The organism is Enterobacter sp. CM29 (genome assembly GCF_013179605.1).
Classification (GTDB): Bacteria; Pseudomonadota; Gammaproteobacteria; order Enterobacterales; family Enterobacteriaceae; genus Enterobacter; species Enterobacter intestinihominis.
In genome coordinates, this window is record NZ_JABMCU010000080.1 from 1 (window position 1) to 18816 (window position 18816).

Sequence of the window (18816 nt, forward strand, 5' to 3'; positions counted from 1 at the left end):
CCGGCACGCGCAGGGAATACCCGGTGAGTTTACCGTCCAGTTCGGGGATTACTTTCCCGAGCGCTTTTGCCGCGCCGCTGGAATAAGGCACAATCGATAATGCTGCCGCACGCGCGCCGCGCAGATCTTTTTCTGGCTGGTCATGCAGCGCCTGGCTGTTGGTGTAGGCATGCGTGGTGTTCATCAGCCCGTGTTCAATGCCAAACTGCTGGTGCAGCACCTGCGCCGCTGGCGCCAGACCGTTAGTGGTGCAACTCCCGTTACTGACCACAAAATGCTGGGCCGGATCGTACAGCGTGTGGTTCACGCCCATTACCACCGTAAGATCATCATTTTTAGCCGGGGCGGAAATAATGACGCGTTTTGCGCCGCCGCTCGTGATATGCACCGCCGCTTTATCACGTTCGGTGAAGAAACCGGTGGCTTCGATTACCACCTCAACGTCAGCGTCTTTCCACGGAATGTTTGCCGGGTCGCGTTCACTGAATACGGTGATGCGTTGCCCGTCAACCCGTAGCGCGCCGTCCGCCGCTTCCACAGGTACCGGTAGCGTGCCGAGCAGAGAGTCATATTTCAGCAGATGGGCGAGGGTTTTACTGTCCGTCAGATCGTTAATGGCCACAATCTGGAGATCCGGATTGCCCAGCGCCGCGCGCAGGACATTACGTCCGATACGGCCGAAACCGTTAATACCGACCTTAACCATGATGCACTCCTTATCTGTGTTGTCTGGAGTTACTGTAGGTGTCAGGTCGGTTGGCGTAAATGACAAAAAAGGATCAGATTACGCCATTCTGCGGCAGTGGAAACGCTGGCGATATTCGCCCGGCGTGAGATGAAGCTGCTTTTCAAAAACGCGGCGCAGGTTGATGCTGGTCCCAAACCCGCTTTTTTCGGCAATGACCTCAAGCGGATACGGGGTCTGCTCCAGAAGCTGTCGTGCAGCGGCCAGGCGGGCTTCGGTGACATAACGGGCCGGAGGTACACCGACGTCACGCGTGAACACGCGGGTGAAATTGCGCGGACTCATGGCGACCCGTTCGGCCAGCCTTTCGACGCACAAATCTGCGGTGAGGTTTTGCAGGATCCAGCTTTGCAGTTCGCTAACCGGTCCGGTCGCGCCGGACTGCTCCAGATTATAGCGGCTGAACTGTAGCTGGCCGCCAGGCCGGCGCAGGTACATCACCATATCCTGCGCCACGTTGCGGGCGAGGGTGAAGCCGTAATCATCCTCCACCAGCGCCAGCGTCAGATCAAACCCGGAACTGACGCCGCCGGACGTCCAGACGGGACCATCCTGAACATAGAGCGGGCCGCCCTCAACGTTGACCGCAGGATAGCGGGTTTTCAACGTTTCCAGAAGCCGCCAGTGGGTCGTTGCCCGGCGCCCATCGAGCAGTCCGGCCTGTGCCAGCAGCAGGGCCCCGCCGCAGACAGAGGCGACGCGTCGTGCATGCGGCGCGGCCAGGTGCAGCCAGTCCACCACCGCAGTGCTTTCCTGCTCATTCATGCCACGGCCGGTGATGATAATCGTGTCCAGCGGCTCGCGCGGATCCAGCTCCGGCAGGCGATAGTCCGCCAGCAGATTTAAGCCGGATTGGCCATGGATCACCAGGTGAGGCTGGGTAGTGGCAATAATGATGCGGTAGCGGGGCTGCGCCAGACCGTCCGGGTGCAGACGGTTGGCCTGCATCAGAATGTCGGCTATACCGGCGGCTTCAAACAACATGCCACCATCAGGAACAATTATCAGGATCTTCTTCATGTCCTGAAAAGTACCTTCCTTACAATATAAGTCAAGTGGAGGACGTTGACAGTTACCGAGCACGGTTATGGTCAACCCCGATGCCGGCAACGGCACATATTTTGATACCCACTTAACCTGTTTTTACCGCTCGGCCTGTAAGCTATGGTGCGGGAAAGCAAAGAACTCATAACAAATTTTCATCATGTTTGTAATAAATCGTCGGAGTGGTGGAAAGCAAGCAATAGTGTAGTGACGGTAAAATGCCAAATGAAGTTCGCCTGTCGAAAGCAGCGTCTTTATTCATTACCTGGGAAGGGTGGGTTGTATTTTGAGCAATCCTTTGGCGAGCAAGATTGTAGTCAGGCTTAATTATTCATACGGCCCAGACGAAAGAAAATTATCTTAAGAAGGGGGGAGAGCATAAAGTTAATTTGCGGCGTGAAATTAATTTTTTCATCCTAACTGTGTTTACTTAATTTGATGGGACATCGTCCTGAGTATTGACGATTTGCTATCGATACAACAAATAATTCGTGTGAGATATATTCATATGCAACTGAAAAATTCTCCGTTCTACTAATTATGGTAGTGGCAGAAATAGTGGTATTACGTTAGTGATAATGGTTCTCTTTTGGTTTTTTTTGTCTTTAAATCAGTTAATTGCGCGATTTCTCTATTTTTCAGATTAATCTCAGAGTGAGGCGAATGCCTCATGAATCAGCAGTAGCGAAAAAGGAAATATTGAAAAGGTGATAAGCTCATGTAAACTTGTTTACCGTTTGTCAAAATATGTCAGGATTACGCTGGGCCTTATTCTCGAAGGCTCGTGCGGTAGCTATGCCCAAATAATAGTAACGCCCCGGAAAAACCTGACTATTTTTAACAATAGCACCTAAGTCAAATTTTATCCCCTCTCTTCATCCTCTAAATATCGCTACGGAAAAGCATATGAAACTGCGTGTATTGTTATCACTTCTGTTTGTTATGGCGGTGGCGGGCTGTAAGGCGCCGCAAAAACCAGCGATCACCGATGATACGATTGTGACCAGCCAGGTTAATGGCATCACGCTGACGCACCGTCACGCTGTTACCCCTCCGGCGGAGTTCACTCAGGTGAACGAACCGTATCGTGCTATGTACCCGGCATCCCTGATGAGCCGTCCTGACTACGGTGGAAAAGTGATCCGTACGCTTGAGACCGGAAAAACTTACGTCGTGCTGGGGCAGGTTGAACATTTCTGGATGGCGCTGGCCGATGAAGGCAGTGAACAGCTGATTGGTTACGTGCCGATGCGTGCCGTGATCAAGGCCGACCAGTACGAAGCCACCGTGCGTAAACAGGCACTGCGCCCTAAAGCGCGCAAGAAAACCACCTGTGTTGATGTCGATGGCAACAGCAAAGCCTGCAAAGACAGCGCGAACGGTACCTGGATCCTGAACTAAACGGGTTTCACGAGCATATTTTTATGAATAATAAAAATTTCCATCGGATGTGGTTCCCTTTTTTTGCGTTGATTCTCGCGCTGATCGGTGGTTGTACGTCGTCTTCACACAGCGACCCCTCCCGCTACAATCTTCAGTTTCAGGCTCATCCTCAAATCAATGATTCTGCACCGCTTAAGGTCAGAGTATTGCTGCTGAAATCCGATGCGGATTTCATGTCCAGCGACTTCTACTCCTTACAGAACAACGCGTCAGCCACGCTTGGCGCGAATCTGCTGAACAGCGATGTGTTCTTCCTGATGCCGGGCCAGCTTTCGAAAACCCTGAGCGGTCAAAGCTCACCGGAAGCGCGCTATATCGGCGTAATGGCGGAATACCAGGCACTGGACGGCAAAAAATGGCGCGTCTCACTTCCTTTGCCTGTTCCCGGCGAAAACGCGATTTACCAGTTCTGGAAATGGTCCGCAGATGAACTCCAGGCCAGCGTCTTCCTTGACGTAAATGGTATCCGGGTCATCAGCCAGTAACGCCCTTCATAACAGGAAAGAGATCATCATGACGAAAGCAGAAAAGGTCGTCTGGACCGAGGGCATGTTCCTGCGTCCCCACCATTTTCAGCGGACAGAAAGTTACCTCCTCAACCACGTTCGTGAGTGGGGGGCCTTGCAGCGTTCGTATCTCTGGGGCTTTCTCGACCTTGAGCTGGATGAAGCGATGCTTCGCCAGGGCTGTATTGCCCTGAGCTACTGTAGCGGTTTGCTCCCTGACGGCACCTTTTTCCAGGTGCGCAGCGACCGCAACGGTCCGGCCCCGCTAAAAATCCCCGATAATCTTACCAATGAAAAGGTGGTGCTTGCGCTGCCGGTTCGTCGCGGTGGACGTGAAGAGGTGATTTTCAGCGAGGAGCACTCTTCTCTGGCGCGTTTTATTACGTTTGAACAAGAGGTAGAAGACGACAACGCCATGTCGGTCGGGGAAGCGACGGTTCAGTTTGGCCGCCTGCGTCTGACCCTGATGCTGGAGAAAGATCTGACGGCAGAATGGACCGCCATCGGCGTGGCGTGCGTCGCTGAAAAGCGCAACGACAACCACGTGCGGCTGGATAACAGCTACATCCCGCCAATGCTGAACGCCAATAACAGCCCGCAGCTGTACGGCATGATCAATGACCTGCACGGCTTGCTGGTGCAGCGTAGCCAGCAGATCGGCGGCCGCCTGCGCCAGCCGGGGCGTTTCAATACGTCCGAGATGGTTGAGTTCACGCTTCTTTCGCTGATCAACCGCCACCTTGGCGACATCTCACATTTAAAAACGCTGCCGCTGCTTCACCCTGAAGCGCTCTGGCGAAGCTGGCTGCCGTTTGCCACGGAACTCGCCACCTGGACGCCGCAGCGTACCGCAGAGAGCGTACTGCCGGTATACGACCATGACGATCTCGCCCTTTGCTTCGGCAAACTGATGCTGATGCTGCGTCAGGGGCTGTCGCTGGTCATGGAAGATCATGCCATCCAGCTGCCGCTGCACGAACGCTCTCACGGACTGAACATCGCCACCGTACCGGAGACCAGCATGGTCCGCGAATTTGGCTTCGTGCTGGCGGTAAAAGCCAATGTCCCCAGCGAACACCTGCAAACCCATTTCCCTGCCCAGATGAAGGTTGCGCCAGTCTCGAAAATTCGCGATCTGGTTCAGCTCCAGCTGCCGGGCATCATGCTTCGGGCAATGCCCGTCGCGCCGCCGCAGATCCCGTGGCATGCAGGCTACAGCTATTTCGAGCTCGAGAGGGGCAGCGAACTGTGGCACGAGATGGACAAGTCTGGGGCATTCGCGCTGCATCTCGCAGGGGAATTCCCGGGTCTCGATATGGAGTTCTGGGCCATCCGTAGCCCGACAGAATAATAAAGCGAGCGCTTAATATGCAGGAACGACAGGATACCGGCAGTGATGCCCTGTTTACCGGAGCCAGTGGGAACAATCAGCTGGTGGCGGCCGCCAATCCGCTGCTCAATGCGATTCCGCAAATCCGTCATTCGGTTTCCCACGACGATCAGGTCGGGCTGCGCCAGCGCCTGATTGACGAAATTCGCCGTTTCGAAGTGCGATGCCAGCAGGCGGGCTTACCATATGAAGTGATTGTCGGCGCGCGCTACTGCCTCTGCACGGCGCTGGACGAAGCCGCCGCTCTGACCCCCTGGGGAAGCAGCGGCGTCTGGTCAAGCAATGGTCTGCTGGTGACGTTTCATAACGAAACCTGGGGTGGCGAGAAGTTTTTCCAGCTGCTGGCACGTCTTTCGCAGAATCCGCGCGAACACATTCTGCTGCTGGAGATGATCAACTACTGTCTGCTGCTCGGCTTTGAAGGCCGCTACCGCGTGCTGGACAATGGCCGGACCCAGCTTGAAACCATCAAACAGCGCCTGTGGCAGATGATCCGTGGCGTTCGCGGCAGCTACCCGCCGCCACTCTCGCCGCACCCGGAAGATCGCCCCGTTCTGCGCAAGCTCTGGCGGCCGATGATTCCACTCTGGGCGTGCGTGGCGCTGGTCGGCTTTATCGCCTGCCTGTTCTATATCGTGCTGAACTGGCGTCTCGGTGATAACACCAGCCCGGTGCTGGCGAAAATTTACCAGTCCCAACTGCCGGAAACCACGATCCAGCAACCTGCGCGCCAGCTGCCGGCGGTACTGAACCTGCGCGGCTTCCTGAAACCGGAAATTGATGCCGGTCTGGTGGCCGTTAAGGATGAGGCGGATCGCAGCGTGGTGATCCTTAAAGGGGACGGACTCTTTGCCTCGGCCTCAACGGTGGTGCGCGATCGCTATGAGCCGGTCATCGACCGCATCGCCCAGGCGATGAATAACGTCAGCGGCAAAATTCTGGTGGTGGGGTACAGCGACAACGTGCCGATCCGCAGCGCACGCTTCGCCTCTAACTATGAACTCTCGCTTGAGCGCGCCCGTTCGGTGCAAAAACAGCTCCAGGGTAGCCTCTCGCAGCCTGAGCGCGTCAAAGCCGAAGGGCGGGGCGAGATCAACCCGGTAGCGCCTAACACGACGCCTGAAAATCGCGCCCGTAACCGCCGCGTGGAGATTACGCTGCTGGTATCGCCTGACAATACCCAGGCCGAGCTGAACGGATTGCCGCAAGGAAACTAAGGATGCTGACTACTCTACTTTCTATACTGACCAATCGCATTCTGTGGAGCTTCCTGGGCGTAACGGCACTCGCGGCGGTCATCTGGATGATTGGCCCGCTGTTGTCCATCGTGGACACCCGGCCCCTTGAATCAGAGCAGAACCGCGTCATCAGCATTGCGGTGGTCTACCTGATTTGGGCTCAGAGCCACATTCTGCCGCGGCTGTATAACGCCTGGCTGAACCGTAAGCTGATGGACAAGCTTAACGAAAATACCACCAGCCCGGAGGCGGCCGATCCGCAGAAACGTCTGAACAGCGAGGAGCAGATCCTTGCCGGGCGTTTCGATGAAGCCGCCCAGATGCTGAAAAAAGCCCACTTCAGCAAAGCGGGACATGGCGCGCAGTGGACGCAGCGCTTCAGTACGCAGTACCTCTATCAGCTGCCGTGGTACGTCATTATTGGCGCGCCGGGTTCAGGTAAAACCACCGCGCTGGCCAACTCCGGGCTGCAATTCCCGCTGGCGGACCGCTTCGGTAAAACCGCGCTGCGCGGCATTGGCGGCACGCGCAACTGTGACTGGTGGTTTACCAACGAGGCGGTTCTGCTGGATACCGCGGGGCGCTACACCACTCAGGAGAGCGAGCAGGTTCAGGACGCCGGGGAGTGGCTGGAATTTATCAACCTGCTGCGTAAATACCGCCGTCGTCAGCCCATCAACGGCGTGATTATCACCATCAGCATTTCCGACCTGCTTTCGCAGTCCGCTGAGGCCTCCCGCCAGCAGGCGGTCAACCTGCGCCAGCGTCTCTCCGAGCTGCATGAACAGCTGGGTATTCGCTTCCCGGTGTATGTGATGGTGACCAAAGCGGATCTGCTTAAAGGCTTCCGCGCCTGGTTTGCGGATTACGACAAAGCCCAGCGCGATCAGATCTGGGGCTTTACGCTGCCGTGGGAGCAGACCAAACACGCCGATTACGACCTGATGGGCAACTTCCAGCAGGAATTTTCCCTGCTGCAACAGCGTCTGGATGCTGGCCTGCCGGAAACCATGCTTAAAGAGCATGACGCCAAAACCCGTGCGGAAGCCTATCTCTTCCCGCAGGAGTTCGCCGCGCTGCGTCCGCTGCTGGCAGACTACCTGAGCACGGTCTTTGCCCGCTCAAACTTCGAAACCGAATTTTCGCCGCGCGGCATCTACTTTGCCAGCGGCACCCAGGAAGGGATGCCGTTTGACCGCGTGATGGGCGAGCTGAACCGCGCGCTCTCCTTACCTGAAGGGGAGGAAAGCACGCGCTGGGATTCGGTAAGCAAAGAGGCGCCGATCCCGGGCGCGAAGGGCCAAAGCTTCTTCATTAAAAATCTGCTGCAAAACGTGATTTTTCAGGAAGCGGGCATCGCCGGGGAAAACCGCTGGTGGGAGCTGCGCAACCGCGCCGTGATGTGGTCCGGCTACGCGGCGCTGCTGGCCCTGCTGGTGATCCTGGGTGGTCTGTGGCTGACCAGCTACGCCAAAAATAAAGCTTATCTGGAAGAGGTAGATGCAAAAGTGCCGATGCTGGAGCAGCAGAGCAAGGCGCTGCAAAACCAGCCCCAGCGCGATCTGTTTGCGCTTCTGCCGCTGCTTAACAGCCTGGTGGATCTGCCGAAAAGCGATGCCTTCGACGTTAACAACCCGCCGGTTTCCCGCCGCATGGGGCTTTATCGCGGGGATGACGTCAGCGATGCCTCGCAGTCTCTGTATCAGAAGGCGCTGGATCAGATGCTGCTGCCTGCCGTGGCGATGCACATTACCACCTGGCTGCGCAACGACAACGGCAGCGACGTGGAGTACAGCTATGAGGCGCTGAAAGCCTATCAGATGCTCTACCAGCCTAAGCATTATGACGGTAAATTCCTGCACTCGTGGGTGATGCTTAACCTGCAACGCAACCTGCCGCAGAACGTGACGCAGGCGCAGCTTCAGGAGCTGGAATGGCACCTGACGCAGCTGCTGGAGCCAAAAATTCAGGCTTCACCGTATGCGCAGGATGAGGATCTGGTGGCCCGTGAAAGGGCGCTGATCAACCAGCAGCCGCTCTCAACACGTGTATATGGCCGCCTGAAACGTCTGCTGGAGCATGATGAGAACCTGAAGCCGGTTTCGCTTTCTGATCTCGGCGGCCCGCAGAGCGAGCTGGTGTTTTCGCGCAAAAGCGGCAAGCCGGTGAGTGAGGGCGTACCGGGCCTCTACACGCCGGACGGCTACTGGAAAAGCTTCAACGACCAGATCGACAGCGTGACCACTGCCCTGCACGAGGACGATGCCTGGGTACTGGGAGCGACCACTGTCCAGGAAGATAAACAGCAGATCGACAACGCCGTGCGTCAGCTCTACATGCGCGACTTTATCGTTAACTGGGATCGCTTTCTCGCTGATATTCAGCTCAACAACAGCGCCGATCTTTCCCAGCGTATCAACACCGCGCGCCTGCTTTCAGGCACCAATTCGCCGCTGCGCCGTCTGGTACTTAACCTGAGCAAGGTGCTGACCCTGTCGCGCACTGCGCCTGCGCCGGAAGATGCGCAGAAAGCGGAAGACCAAAGCAACCGCGCCACCCGCACGCTGGAAGCGCTGTTCAGCAACGGTGACAATGCCCCGACGCAGGGCGCGGTTGTGACGCAGGCGCCTGAACAACTGGTGACCGACCACTATGCGCCGATGATTGAGCTGGCGCAGCCGCTGGAGAAGGGCGGCAAGACCATCGTCTTTGATGATTTTCTTAAGCAGGTTGACGAGCTTTATCGCTACCTGACCGCCGTTCAGGATGCAGCCAACAGCGGTATGCCCGCGCCGGGCGGCGATGCAATCAGCCGCCTGCAAGCCAGCGCGGGACGTCTGCCGGGCGGGTTGCAAACCATGTTCAGCAATATGGCCGTCGGCGCCAGCAGCGACACTCAGCGTCGCGATCTGGAGAACGTGCGTAAGCGCATTAACGTGGAAGTGGGTGGGTTCTGCCGTCAGGCGATTGCCGGGCGTTATCCGCTGGTGCGCAGCGCCAGCACTGAGGTGACGCCGGACGATCTCGCCCGCATGTTCGCGCCGGGCACCGGACTGATGGACACCTTTTTCCGCGACAACCTGACCAACAAGGTGGACACCACCCAGGCGAACTGGCGCTTTATGCCAGGCATCGACGGTAAAACGCTGCCGGGCAGTGAAGGGCTGCTGCGTCCGTTCCAGCAGGCGCAGTCTGTCCGCGATGCCTTCTTCGCAAACGGCGCGACCACGCCATCCTTCAAGGTGACGGTGCGCACCGTGCGTATGGACAATACCATTCTGAACCTGACGCTGGACGTGGACGGCCAACTGCTGCGCTACAGCCACGGTCCGCAGGCGGTGCAGATCATGACCTGGCCGGGGCCGGGCGGGACGAACCAGGTGCGTATGCAGCTCGGTCTTGCCAATGGCAGCACCGCAACGCTGGTGACCAACGGTTCCTGGGCGCTCAACCGCTTTTTCGACAAGGCGCGCACCAGTCCTGGCGCGGGTAGCCTGAGCCGTCAGGCGACCTTCAACGTCGACGGACATCAGGTCACGCTGGAGTTTGCCCCGAACAGCATCCGTAACCCGTTCCAGCTTCCCCGTTTCTCATGCCCATAACCGCAAGGACAGCCGTATGACGAATACCCCTGCGATGAACCGTTATAGCTGGTATGGCAAATTACCCAGCGCCGGAGATTTTTTGCAGCGTCGCTTTCCGGATACCCTGCAACGCCAGTGGTCGCACTGGTTTCAGGTCGGCCTGCTGGCCTGGCAACAGGAAGAGCAGCGCAGCGGCGAGCGCCCGTTTTCTAAAGCCCCGGTGTGGAACTTTGTCGTCCCGCCGATGCTTGGTAGCCAGATGATTCAGATGGGCTGCCTGCTGCCGGGCCGTGACAGCGTAGGCCGCCACTATCCGGTATGCCTGCAACTGAGTTTCACCCCGACCGAGTGGTCATCCCGTCTGCTCGGGCAGGCTGAAAGCTGGTACCAGCAGCTTGGCCGTCTGGGGCTGCACGCGGTGCGTAACAGCTATTCTGCCTCCCAGCTGGATGAAATGCTGATGACCATCCCGGCGCCCCAGCCGGTTGAGCCGCAAAAGCGTTCCGACATTCTCGACGTGATTGGCTATGACGACGAGGGTCAGAGCACGCTGGGCTGGCCGCAGGCGGCGGAGTGTTTTGATCCGCTGCGCCAGACCAGCTATTGGTGGACAAACCGCTGCGACGGCTATCCGCTTTACACCCACGTCCACAGCGGAAACTTCACCGGGCAGCTCTTTACGCTGCTGTTCGATCCGGCAGGCGGCGCCCGTCCGGGCCGCCACGGTCTTTACCCGCCTATGTTTGAATAAGCAGGGATCTTATGAATATCGATGAATTTCTCGCGCCGATAAGCCCCGATAACCCCTGCGGTGAAAACCTGGAGTACGACGCTGATTTCCAGGCCATGGGGCAGGCCAGTCAGGGCAAAGCCGAACAGCAGTTTGGCGACACCATCATTCCGGCAGAGCCTGCCGACTGGAACACGGTGGAAAGACTCGCCACCAGCCTGCTGGGCCGCACCAAAGATCTTCGCGTCATGCTGGCGTTAACCCATGCCTGGACGCGTCGTCGCGGGCTGGCAGGTTACGCCGACGGGCTACTGCTGGTGCAGGAAGCCCTGTCCCGTTACTGGGAGCAACTTTACCCGCTGCTGGAAGAGTATGGCGAAACCGATCCGTTCTACCGCATTAACGCCCTCGCCGGGCTGAGCGATAAATCTGACCTGACGGTCGCGGTGCGTAACGCCTCACTGCTCCGCTCTAACGGCGATGAGATTTCGCTCCGTGACGCCCAGGCGCTGCTTGATGGCAGTAAAACAGAGTGTCCGGATTATCCGGGCGGTCGTCCACGACTGATCGATGAGCTGGCCCGGGGCGATCAGCCCGGCACCGAAGCGGTAATCGTGATCAACGAACGCCTGCTCGCCATCCGTGAACTGCTTACCGGCTATCTCGGGGAAAGTGGCGTACCGGAGATGGAACAGCTGCTGAAAACCGTCGGGCAAGTTTCGAGCGCCTGTCAGGTGACCGATATCAGCAAGTTGCTGCCGAACCGTGACGCGCAGGCTGAGCAGCACGCCGAGCCGCAGCCGGTGACCGCGTCGCCCGTTCAGCAGGTGACGGACTGGCGCAGCGTGCAGGTGACCAGCCGCGCCGACGCGCAGCTGATGTTGGAAAAAGCGAAACAGTATTTTGCGCAGTACGAACCCAGCCACCCCGCACCGCTGATGATTGAACGGGTGCAGCGGCTGTCTGAACTCAACTTTATGGACATTATTCGCGACCTGGCGCCAGACGGCGTTAACCAACTGGAAAACATCTTTGGACGCCGCGAATGACGCGTCCTGGCATTATGACGACAGGCATGGAGTCTGCCGTTTCACCTTCACCGCGCATCTTTGATGGAGAACATCATGGCAATGAGTAACAGTGGACAGAAATTCATCGCACGCAACCGTGCTCCCCGCGTGCAGATCGAGTACGACGTAGAGATCTACGGCGCAGAACGCAAAATTCAGCTGCCGTTTGTGATGGGCGTTATGGCCGATCTGGTTGGCAAGCCGGTGGAAAACCTGCCAGCCGTCGACGAGCGTAAGTTCCTTGAAATCGACATCGACAACTTCGACGAACGCATGAAGGCGCTGAAGCCGCGCGTGGCGTTCCAGGTGGATAACACCCTGACCGGCGAAGGTAAGCTCAACGTCGATCTGACCTTTGACAGTATGGACGACTTCCTGCCGGACGCGGTGGCCCGCAAGGTTGAGCCGCTGAACAAGCTACTGGAAGCGCGCACCCAGCTCTCTAACCTGCTGACCTACATGGACGGCAAAAACGGCGCGGAAGAGCTGATTGCAAAAATCCTTCAGGATCCGACGCTGCTCAAATCCCTGAGCCAGATGCCAAAAAATGACGAAAGTGCGAAAGGTAGCGAGGAATAATCGATGAGCAACCAGACTCAACAACACGATCAGCAGGCGGGCCAGGCGTTCAGCCAGGACGAGTTCAGCGCGCTGCTGAATAAAGAGTTCCGCCCGAAAACCGATCAGGCGCGCTCTGCCGTAGAAAGCGCGGTTAAAACCCTGGCGCAGCAGGCGCTGGAAAACACCGTGACCTTCTCAAACGATACCTACCGCACCATTCAGAACCTGATTGCCGGTATTGACGAGCAGCTTTCGCAGCAGGTGAACCAGATTATTCACCACGAGGAGTTCCAGAAGCTGGAGAGCGCCTGGCGCGGGCTGAGCTATCTGGTGAACAACACCGAAACCGACGAGATGCTGAAGATCCGCTTTATGAGCATCTCCAAGCAGGAGCTGGGCCGCACCCTGAAGCGCTACAAGGGCGTGGGCTGGGACCAGAGCCCGATCTTCAAGAAAATCTACGAGCAGGAGTACGGCCAGTTCGGTGGCGAGCCGTTTGGCTGCATCGTAGGCGACTACTACTTCGACCACAGCCCGCAGGACGTTGAGCTGCTGGGCGAGATGGCGCGCATCGGCTCTGCGGCCCACTGTCCGTTCATTACCGGCACCGCGCCGGGCGTTATGCAGATGGAGTCCTGGCAGGAGCTGGCTAACCCGCGCGACCTGACAAAAATCTTTCAGAACACCGAATACGCCGCCTGGCGTTCACTGCGTGAATCGGAAGATGCCCGTTATCTGGGCCTGGTCATGCCGCGCTTCCTGTCGCGTCTGCCGTACGGCATTCGCACCAATCCGGTCGACAGCTTTGACTTTGAAGAGCAGACCGACGGCGCGAACCACAACAGCTACTCCTGGGCGAACGCGGCTTACGCGATGGCCGCCAACATCAACCGTTCCTTCAAAGAGTACGGCTGGTGCACCTCGATTCGCGGCGTGGAGTCCGGCGGGGCGGTGGAAAACCTGCCGTGCCACACCTTCCCGAGCGATGACGGCGGCGTGGACATGAAATGCCCGACCGAGATCGCCATCAGCGATCGTCGTGAAGCCGAGCTGGCGAAAAACGGCTTTATGCCGCTGGTTCACCGCAAAAACTCCGACTTTGCCGCCTTCATCGGCGCGCAGTCCCTGCAAAAACCGGCCGAGTATCACGACCCGGATGCCACCGCTAACGCGCGTCTGGCCTCCCGTCTGCCTTACCTGTTCGCCTGCTGTCGTTTTGCTCACTACCTGAAGTGCATCGTGCGCGACAAAATCGGCTCCTTCCGCGAGCGCGAAGAGATGGAACGCTGGCTGAACGACTGGGTGATGAACTACGTGGACGGCGACCCGGCTAACTCCTCCCAGGAAACCAAGTCTCGCAAACCGCTGGCGGCTGCGGAAGTGCAGGTGCAGGAAATTGAAGACAACCCGGGCTACTACGCCGCGAAGTTCTTCCTGCGTCCACACTACCAGCTGGAAGGCCTGACCGTTTCACTGCGTCTGGTATCTAAACTGCCGTCGCTGAAGACGAAGGACGCGTAATGATGATTGCCGGCCCGAAGGGGCCGGCAATTTGAGCGGAAGAGCTTAGCTTGTTTCTGTCAGTGAATAAGGATAGACGGTGAAACATATACTTTTGATCGCGACCAGTTTGCTGGCAGTTTCTACTCTCGCAAGCGCGGAGGCAGGAAATTACAAATACCCTCAAGCGGAAGCATTGCCTCAGGATGACACATCAAACTTCCAACGCGATCCGACGCTGTTAACAGGGTACGATTTAAATCTGAGTGCAGAGCGTTTTGCTAAAGCCTGGCTGTCGAAAACGAATGAACGTGAACGCATTAAGGCAAATATGTATCTTCTCGGCGTAGTCGACGCGTCTGAGGGCACTGCATGGTGCAAGGGCAGGCCTTTTTTGCCAAATACAATACATGAGTTTCTCTATTCTCGTTTTGCGAACTTATCGAAACAGCAAGGCGAGGAGCGCGCTTCAAAAATCATCATTGACGGCATGAAAGAATTACGCCCGTGCAAAAAAGGAGAGTGACAAATGAGACCATTATACGAACAACTTAAACGTCGGCATTACTCTTCAAATCACACACGCGCGGGTTTTGCCTCGGGTGAACAGGTTTTTTCAGAAATTGGCTACGATTATTCGACGATTATCAAGCAACAACCGGCATACGAAAATACCTGTGCGGTAAGAATGAGCCTGGCATTGTTAAAATGCAATGTTGAATTTACAGGGCGTTTACCCATAAAGACCGGTCCCTATAAGGGAAAAACAATCGAGCCTGGCGCAAAATTACTTGCCGATCAGCTTTATAAATCCCATGTGTTTGGCAAGGCAGAAATCTTTAAAGACCGCGAGGCTGGTGCACGCTCAATGTTGGGCCGAAAAGGTGTTGTTTTCTTCAATAAAATTGATGGGTATGGCGGTGGTCATATCGACCTTATCGAGCCTCTGAGTAATAATTCGTTTATATGTAACTCCGATTGCTTTCCGTACTGTCAGGAAATCTGATTTGGGAATTAAAATAATTACATTCAGGTGTTTAAAGACCGTATTTCTTTTGCTCACTTGCTTATCTTTTTCTGCTCGCGGTGACAACCCTTACGTTGATTTTTATCAGCAGCAAACATACCGGCAGGTGGTTAAAGATTTTGTCCTGGCGCGCTGCCTTGCGCAGGTAGCAGATAAAGGCAGTCAATTTTCTGCTGATGCGGCCCGCAGTGCGAGTGCATTTATTGAATGGATACCGTTTGATGCTGAAAACGGTACTGACAAAGTTAACGCCATTATTGGGAAGTATAAAAACCAAATTAATGGTTTCCACTCGGAGCGCAAACCTGATGTAAAAGGCGTAACCTTAAATTGTCTACGTCTTTATCATAGCGACGAACTGAATAAACTGGTTCCGCAGCTCATCATTGGCGATCCTGATCGTACCTGGATTCAGGATAATCCGCAGTAGTAAAAGACTTCACATTCTTTCCGTTCATTCAGGGGGAATGTAAGACTGTCAAATGACACGGGTCGTTTGATATGAGGCAGAGGTAAAATATGGACGGTTTTATTCAGCCCCATGCTTTCCTGTTTGCCATATAAGGGCTTTTTCGAAAGCAATATTGTTCATCCACGAAGAGTAGATATTATGGCTATTGATATGTTTCTGAAGGTCGAGGGTGTTACGGGCGAATCTAAAGATTCTAACCACACCGGCTGGACTGATATTACCTCCTTCTCCTGGGGCGCGTCCCAGCCGGGTAATATGAGCGTTGGTGGCGGCGGCGGTGCCGGTAAAGTTAACTTTAACGATCTGCACGTTAACGCTCTGATCGACAAATCCACTACAGCAATCCTGAAACACTGCGCAAGCGGTAAACACCTGACCAAAGTTGAACTGTCCGTCTGCAAAGCGGGTGGTCAGCAGGTTGAATACACCCGCATCACCCTGGAAGACGTTCTCGTGACTTCCGTTCAGTACACCGGTGCCGACAACGGCGATACCGTTGGCGTGACCTATGCATTCCAGGCTGCGAAAGTGAAACAGCAGTACTGGGAGCAGACCACTGCCGGTGGTAAAGGTGCTGAAAGCAGCGCTGGCTGGAACATCAAAGAGAACAAAGAAGCGTAATTGCCCGTATGGCCGGGGAGTTTTCCCCGGTCATTATTTACAGAGACTTAATTTCGTTTGCAAAGGGATGTCAATATGAGTGTAAAATCAACGGTTGCTCCTGGTTATTGTGTTGTTCAGCAGGCTGGTACGTTAGATTTCCAGGCAAGACTACTGTTCAATAAACCAGACAGTGAAGCGGCACGTTATTTTATGCAAGTGAACAGGGACACACGGTGGTTAAAACCCGGGCAAATATTGATCCTTAATGCTCCGGGTGCTGAAAATGCGGTTCAGCTAAAACAATTACAAAATGCAAAGCAAAAGGTTAATGGAGCATTGGCAGAACTGAATACAGATGAAGCTAATTTCTTTAACAAGCATTTTAGTACCATCGCAGCATTAACTAATTTTATGGATAAATCTCTCGGGGTGGTTGCTGATGCAGGTGAAAGGTACTTTAGCGAAATAGAAAAGAAATTAAAAGCTATCGAACTGGCTTATCAAAATCAATACAGAACGCAAGGCACATTGATCGGGCAGCAGTTTTTTGTTGAGAGGCAAAAACTTTTTTCTGAGCTGGACGTTTTATTAAATAAGCTGTCCAGACTAACGCTGAAACTGAAACCTTATGAAGAAATCAAGCACGCTTTAGGTTTATCAAGCAGGTCAATTGTCCACGAATGGAGTACTGCGGGTGTTGCCTCAATACGAGGGTATTCAACATATGTAGACAATGCATCAAAAGCTGCCCGTTTTCTGAAAATGGGAGGATGGCTTGCTATCGGCTTCGCTGGAGCAAACACAACCAATGAAGTTTACGATGCCTGTACAGTAGGTAGAGAGCAGAGTTGTTCCAAAGTCGCCGTTAAGAAGTACAGTCAATTTGGCGCCAGTCTTGCGGGCGGGATTTATGGCGGAAAATATGGTGCCATGGCTGGGGCTGGCGTATGTGTTGCATTGGGCGTGGCAACAGGTGGTGTAGGGTTGCTCGCGTGTTCTGTGGTAGGCGCCGCTGCGGGTGGATACATTGGTGGCGAAGTTGCCGGTGGAGCAACTGAATATGTCATGGATAAACTATGGTGAATGTAGAAAATATTCTTTTATTTCTGATCGTTGTTTTATTTTTACTTGTCGTAATTATGGACTTCATCAGTTCTCTTTATTTTAAAAAACACGAGGCCGAATATAATCAGCTTCTTTCAGAATATCGCCAAAAAGGCTACGATCTCGATCTGGTGACAAATTACGCATCTTTTTTTGGCTCGCTGGCGAACTATCAAAAAATAATCTGGTTTGTTCGTCTTCGCAAAGGCGTGAAGATGAAATTTACCAAAGACAGAAATGTTCAGGATGATGCCTATAAATTCGTTCAGGCTTTACCGGAAGAGAGAATCGGCTGGATATTAAAACTGCATCGACGCTATAAAGTTCAGGCCTTACTTTTTACGCTATGGCTGCTTATCGGCATTATTTTTCTGAATGTAGTCAAATAGCTTTAATCAGCCCTTAACCCCCAAACCCCGCCGTTCTCACCCCCGAGAGCGGCAGCGTTTGAGCGCTAATCATACCAGCAGGAATACGCCATGCGATTCACGATTATTTCTACGAAACCCGGTCATCAGCCGCCGCAAAGCAGCTGTGATTTTTATGCCCCGGGCGGCACCATTGGGCGCGGTACGGATAACAATCTGGTGCTGCCGGACAACGATCGCACCATCTCGCGTTTGCAGGCCATCGTTCACGTCGACGCCAGCGGCGAATGTCGCGTCACGAACCGTGGCAGCGTCACCCGCGTGGTATTGAATGATATTCCGCTGGAGCGTGGGCGTCAGGTTGAGCTTCAGGATGGGGATATTCTCGGTATTGATGATTATCGCATTGAAGTCAGCGAACTCATTCATGACACCCAGCCCGTAAGCCGCATGGCGGCCAGCATGCAGCAGGCGCGCCCAGCGGCGACACCTGCTCCGGCGGCACAACCGAAACCGGCCAGCGCCGCGCCTCGCGGAAAAGCTGAACCTACGGCCGTGCCGTCGGAAATCTGGGACAGCCTGATGCAGGAGTTCTCCATCTCCGACAGCATCTCCAGCAATCGGGCAAAGCCACAGCCCGCGGCCTCCCACGACCCGTTCTCCCAGCCTGCGGCCCCGGAGCGGAATGCCGAAGACCCGCTGGCGATGTTCAACGATGCCGATCCGTCGCTTGAACGTAAAAACGTGGACCCGGACACGCTGTTCAGCGATGAAGCGTTGTTTAAAAAAGAGAGCATCTTTGACGATGTCACCCCTTCAACGCTGGTACAGCCGGACGAAAGCAAACCTGCCCAGCCAAAGGAAGAGGCGTCGGATGAACTCGATCCGTTAGCCCTGTTTGGCGGGTCGGCGAGCGCGCCTGCCGCGCGTCACGATGACCCCCTTGGCCTGATGGGCGGCGCGCCGTTAACCCATCCGGATGAAATCGTGGCTGATAAGCCGGAGCCAAAGCCTGAAGCGCAAGCCGCACAGGAAGAGGATGTGCTGGCCAGTTCACCGCTGTTCGATCCGGAACCGACTGAACCACAGGACGCGCCGCGCGCGGAAGAAGAGTCCGCGCGTCCCGATTACGCTGGCTTCACCATGCCAACGCCGCAGGCCGTGGCGCGCAGCAACGCGCAGGCACCGAAAGGCCGCCTGCGTATCGACCCGGTTAAAAACGCTGCATCGCCTGCTGCCTCAGCGCAGACCGGCGAGCGGGGCGAGGTGCTTCAGGGCGAACTGCTGGAGGCGCTGCTGGAGGGCATGGGCCTGAGCGAAATGCAGCCGGTGCCGCAGTTTGACCGGGAAAATATGCGTCAGCTGGGGCAGATCCTGGGCATGTTCTCGCAGGGGACCGTGGCGCTGCTCTCCTCGCGCTCCATCCTCAAG

General features: G+C 55.5%; 18 protein-coding genes. 16 read left to right on the forward strand and 2 right to left on the reverse strand.

All coding sequences use genetic code 11. The features are described 5' to 3' along the window. Positions 1-706: type I glyceraldehyde-3-phosphate dehydrogenase (locus HP459_RS11880; protein ID WP_171936240.1), on the reverse strand; the 706-nt coding region annotated here is incomplete at its 3' end. A 78-nt stretch (positions 707-784) separates the two neighbouring features. After that, positions 785-1765 carry a GlxA family transcriptional regulator gene (locus HP459_RS11885; protein ID WP_023300337.1) on the reverse strand — a complete coding sequence of 327 codons (981 nt, stop codon included), beginning with the start codon at positions 1763-1765 and terminating at the stop codon, positions 785-787. 930 nt (positions 1766-2695) lie between these two features. Between HP459_RS11885 and HP459_RS11890 the strand changes: the two genes are divergently transcribed. The 16 genes from HP459_RS11890 to HP459_RS11965 form a co-directional block, all read left to right on the forward strand. Continuing rightward, positions 2696-3190 (forward strand): hypothetical protein, encoded by a 495-nt coding sequence (locus HP459_RS11890; RefSeq protein ID WP_006810964.1) that lies wholly within the window; start codon positions 2696-2698, stop codon positions 3188-3190. 23 nt (positions 3191-3213) lie between these two features. Then, positions 3214-3717: a type VI secretion system lipoprotein TssJ gene (gene tssJ, locus HP459_RS11895; RefSeq protein WP_022648418.1), complete on the forward strand. Its 504-nt coding sequence runs from the start codon at positions 3214-3216 to the stop codon at positions 3715-3717. A 28-nt stretch (positions 3718-3745) separates the two neighbouring features. Then, complete coding sequence (gene tssK, locus HP459_RS11900) at positions 3746-5089, forward strand: type VI secretion system baseplate subunit TssK (protein ID WP_069596698.1); 1344 nt, start codon at positions 3746-3748, stop codon at positions 5087-5089. A 17-nt stretch (positions 5090-5106) separates the two neighbouring features. After that, positions 5107-6345: a DotU family type VI secretion system protein gene (locus HP459_RS11905; protein ID WP_023300334.1), complete on the forward strand. Its 1239-nt coding sequence runs from the start codon at positions 5107-5109 to the stop codon at positions 6343-6345. A 2-nt stretch (positions 6346-6347) separates the two neighbouring features. Then, positions 6348-9968, forward strand: a complete 3621-nt coding sequence (tssM, locus tag HP459_RS11910) for a type VI secretion system membrane subunit TssM (protein ID WP_063146333.1) — start codon at positions 6348-6350, stop codon at positions 9966-9968. 16 nt (positions 9969-9984) lie between these two features. Further along, entirely contained in the window at positions 9985-10701 is a 717-nt protein-coding gene (tagF, locus tag HP459_RS11915) for a type VI secretion system-associated protein TagF (RefSeq protein WP_045308303.1), read from the forward strand. A gap of 11 nt (positions 10702-10712) precedes the next feature. Further along, positions 10713-11729 carry a type VI secretion system protein TssA gene (gene tssA, locus HP459_RS11920; protein ID WP_023306457.1) on the forward strand — a complete coding sequence of 339 codons (1017 nt, stop codon included), beginning with the start codon at positions 10713-10715 and terminating at the stop codon, positions 11727-11729. A 75-nt stretch (positions 11730-11804) separates the two neighbouring features. Then, positions 11805-12329, forward strand: coding sequence for a type VI secretion system contractile sheath small subunit (gene tssB / locus HP459_RS11925; RefSeq protein WP_022648413.1), 525 nt, complete (start codon positions 11805-11807; stop codon positions 12327-12329). A 3-nt stretch (positions 12330-12332) separates the two neighbouring features. Beyond that, positions 12333-13832: a type VI secretion system contractile sheath large subunit gene (gene tssC / locus HP459_RS11930; RefSeq protein WP_006810956.1), complete on the forward strand. Its 1500-nt coding sequence runs from the start codon at positions 12333-12335 to the stop codon at positions 13830-13832. A gap of 79 nt (positions 13833-13911) precedes the next feature. Continuing rightward, positions 13912-14337 carry a Rap1a/Tai family immunity protein gene (locus tag HP459_RS11935; protein WP_038416233.1) on the forward strand — a complete coding sequence of 142 codons (426 nt, stop codon included), beginning with the start codon at positions 13912-13914 and terminating at the stop codon, positions 14335-14337. A 3-nt stretch (positions 14338-14340) separates the two neighbouring features. Beyond that, on the forward strand, positions 14341-14817 hold the full coding sequence (locus HP459_RS11940; protein ID WP_171936241.1) for a T6SS effector amidase Tae4 family protein: 477 nt from the start codon (positions 14341-14343) through the stop codon (positions 14815-14817). 49 nt (positions 14818-14866) lie between these two features. Then, on the forward strand, positions 14867-15268 hold the full coding sequence (locus HP459_RS11945) for a T6SS amidase immunity protein Tai4 family protein (RefSeq protein ID WP_044596270.1): 402 nt from the start codon (positions 14867-14869) through the stop codon (positions 15266-15268). A gap of 180 nt (positions 15269-15448) precedes the next feature. Beyond that, on the forward strand, positions 15449-15931 hold the full coding sequence (locus HP459_RS11950) for a type VI secretion system tube protein Hcp (RefSeq protein ID WP_014884229.1): 483 nt from the start codon (positions 15449-15451) through the stop codon (positions 15929-15931). A 75-nt stretch (positions 15932-16006) separates the two neighbouring features. Continuing rightward, the gene (locus tag HP459_RS11955; protein ID WP_015570333.1) at positions 16007-16996 is read left to right on the forward strand and encodes a hypothetical protein; all 990 of its coding nucleotides are present in this window, start codon (positions 16007-16009) and stop codon (positions 16994-16996) included. Then, positions 16990-17406, forward strand: a complete 417-nt coding sequence (locus HP459_RS11960; RefSeq protein ID WP_063148591.1) for a hypothetical protein — start codon at positions 16990-16992, stop codon at positions 17404-17406. Before HP459_RS11955 ends, HP459_RS11960 begins: the two co-directional genes overlap by 7 nt. 90 nt (positions 17407-17496) lie before the next feature. Further along, positions 17497-18816 (forward strand): FHA domain-containing protein (locus tag HP459_RS11965; protein WP_171936242.1); only part of this gene is annotated, 1320 nt, incomplete at its 3' end.

Coding starts and splice junctions, on each gene's coding strand:
- tssJ (WP_022648418.1), top strand. CDS start 3,214: ATGAATAATAAAAATTTCCATCGGATGTGGTTCCCTTTTTTTGCGTTG.
- tssC (WP_006810956.1), top strand. CDS start 12,333: ATGAGCAACCAGACTCAACAACACGATCAGCAGGCGGGCCAGGCGTTC.
- HP459_RS11885 (WP_023300337.1), bottom strand. CDS start 1,765: ATGAAGAAGATCCTGATAATTGTTCCTGATGGTGGCATGTTGTTTGAA.
- tagF (WP_045308303.1), top strand. CDS start 9,985: ATGACGAATACCCCTGCGATGAACCGTTATAGCTGGTATGGCAAATTA.
- HP459_RS11950 (WP_014884229.1), top strand. CDS start 15,449: ATGGCTATTGATATGTTTCTGAAGGTCGAGGGTGTTACGGGCGAATCT.
- tssK (WP_069596698.1), top strand. CDS start 3,746: ATGACGAAAGCAGAAAAGGTCGTCTGGACCGAGGGCATGTTCCTGCGT.
- HP459_RS11905 (WP_023300334.1), top strand. CDS start 5,107: ATGCAGGAACGACAGGATACCGGCAGTGATGCCCTGTTTACCGGAGCC.
- tssM (WP_063146333.1), top strand. CDS start 6,348: ATGCTGACTACTCTACTTTCTATACTGACCAATCGCATTCTGTGGAGC.
- tssA (WP_023306457.1), top strand. CDS start 10,713: ATGAATATCGATGAATTTCTCGCGCCGATAAGCCCCGATAACCCCTGC.
- HP459_RS11940 (WP_171936241.1), top strand. CDS start 14,341: ATGAGACCATTATACGAACAACTTAAACGTCGGCATTACTCTTCAAAT.
- HP459_RS11890 (WP_006810964.1), top strand. CDS start 2,696: ATGAAACTGCGTGTATTGTTATCACTTCTGTTTGTTATGGCGGTGGCG.
- HP459_RS11955 (WP_015570333.1), top strand. CDS start 16,007: ATGAGTGTAAAATCAACGGTTGCTCCTGGTTATTGTGTTGTTCAGCAG.
- tssB (WP_022648413.1), top strand. CDS start 11,805: ATGGCAATGAGTAACAGTGGACAGAAATTCATCGCACGCAACCGTGCT.
- HP459_RS11960 (WP_063148591.1), top strand. CDS start 16,990: ATGGTGAATGTAGAAAATATTCTTTTATTTCTGATCGTTGTTTTATTT.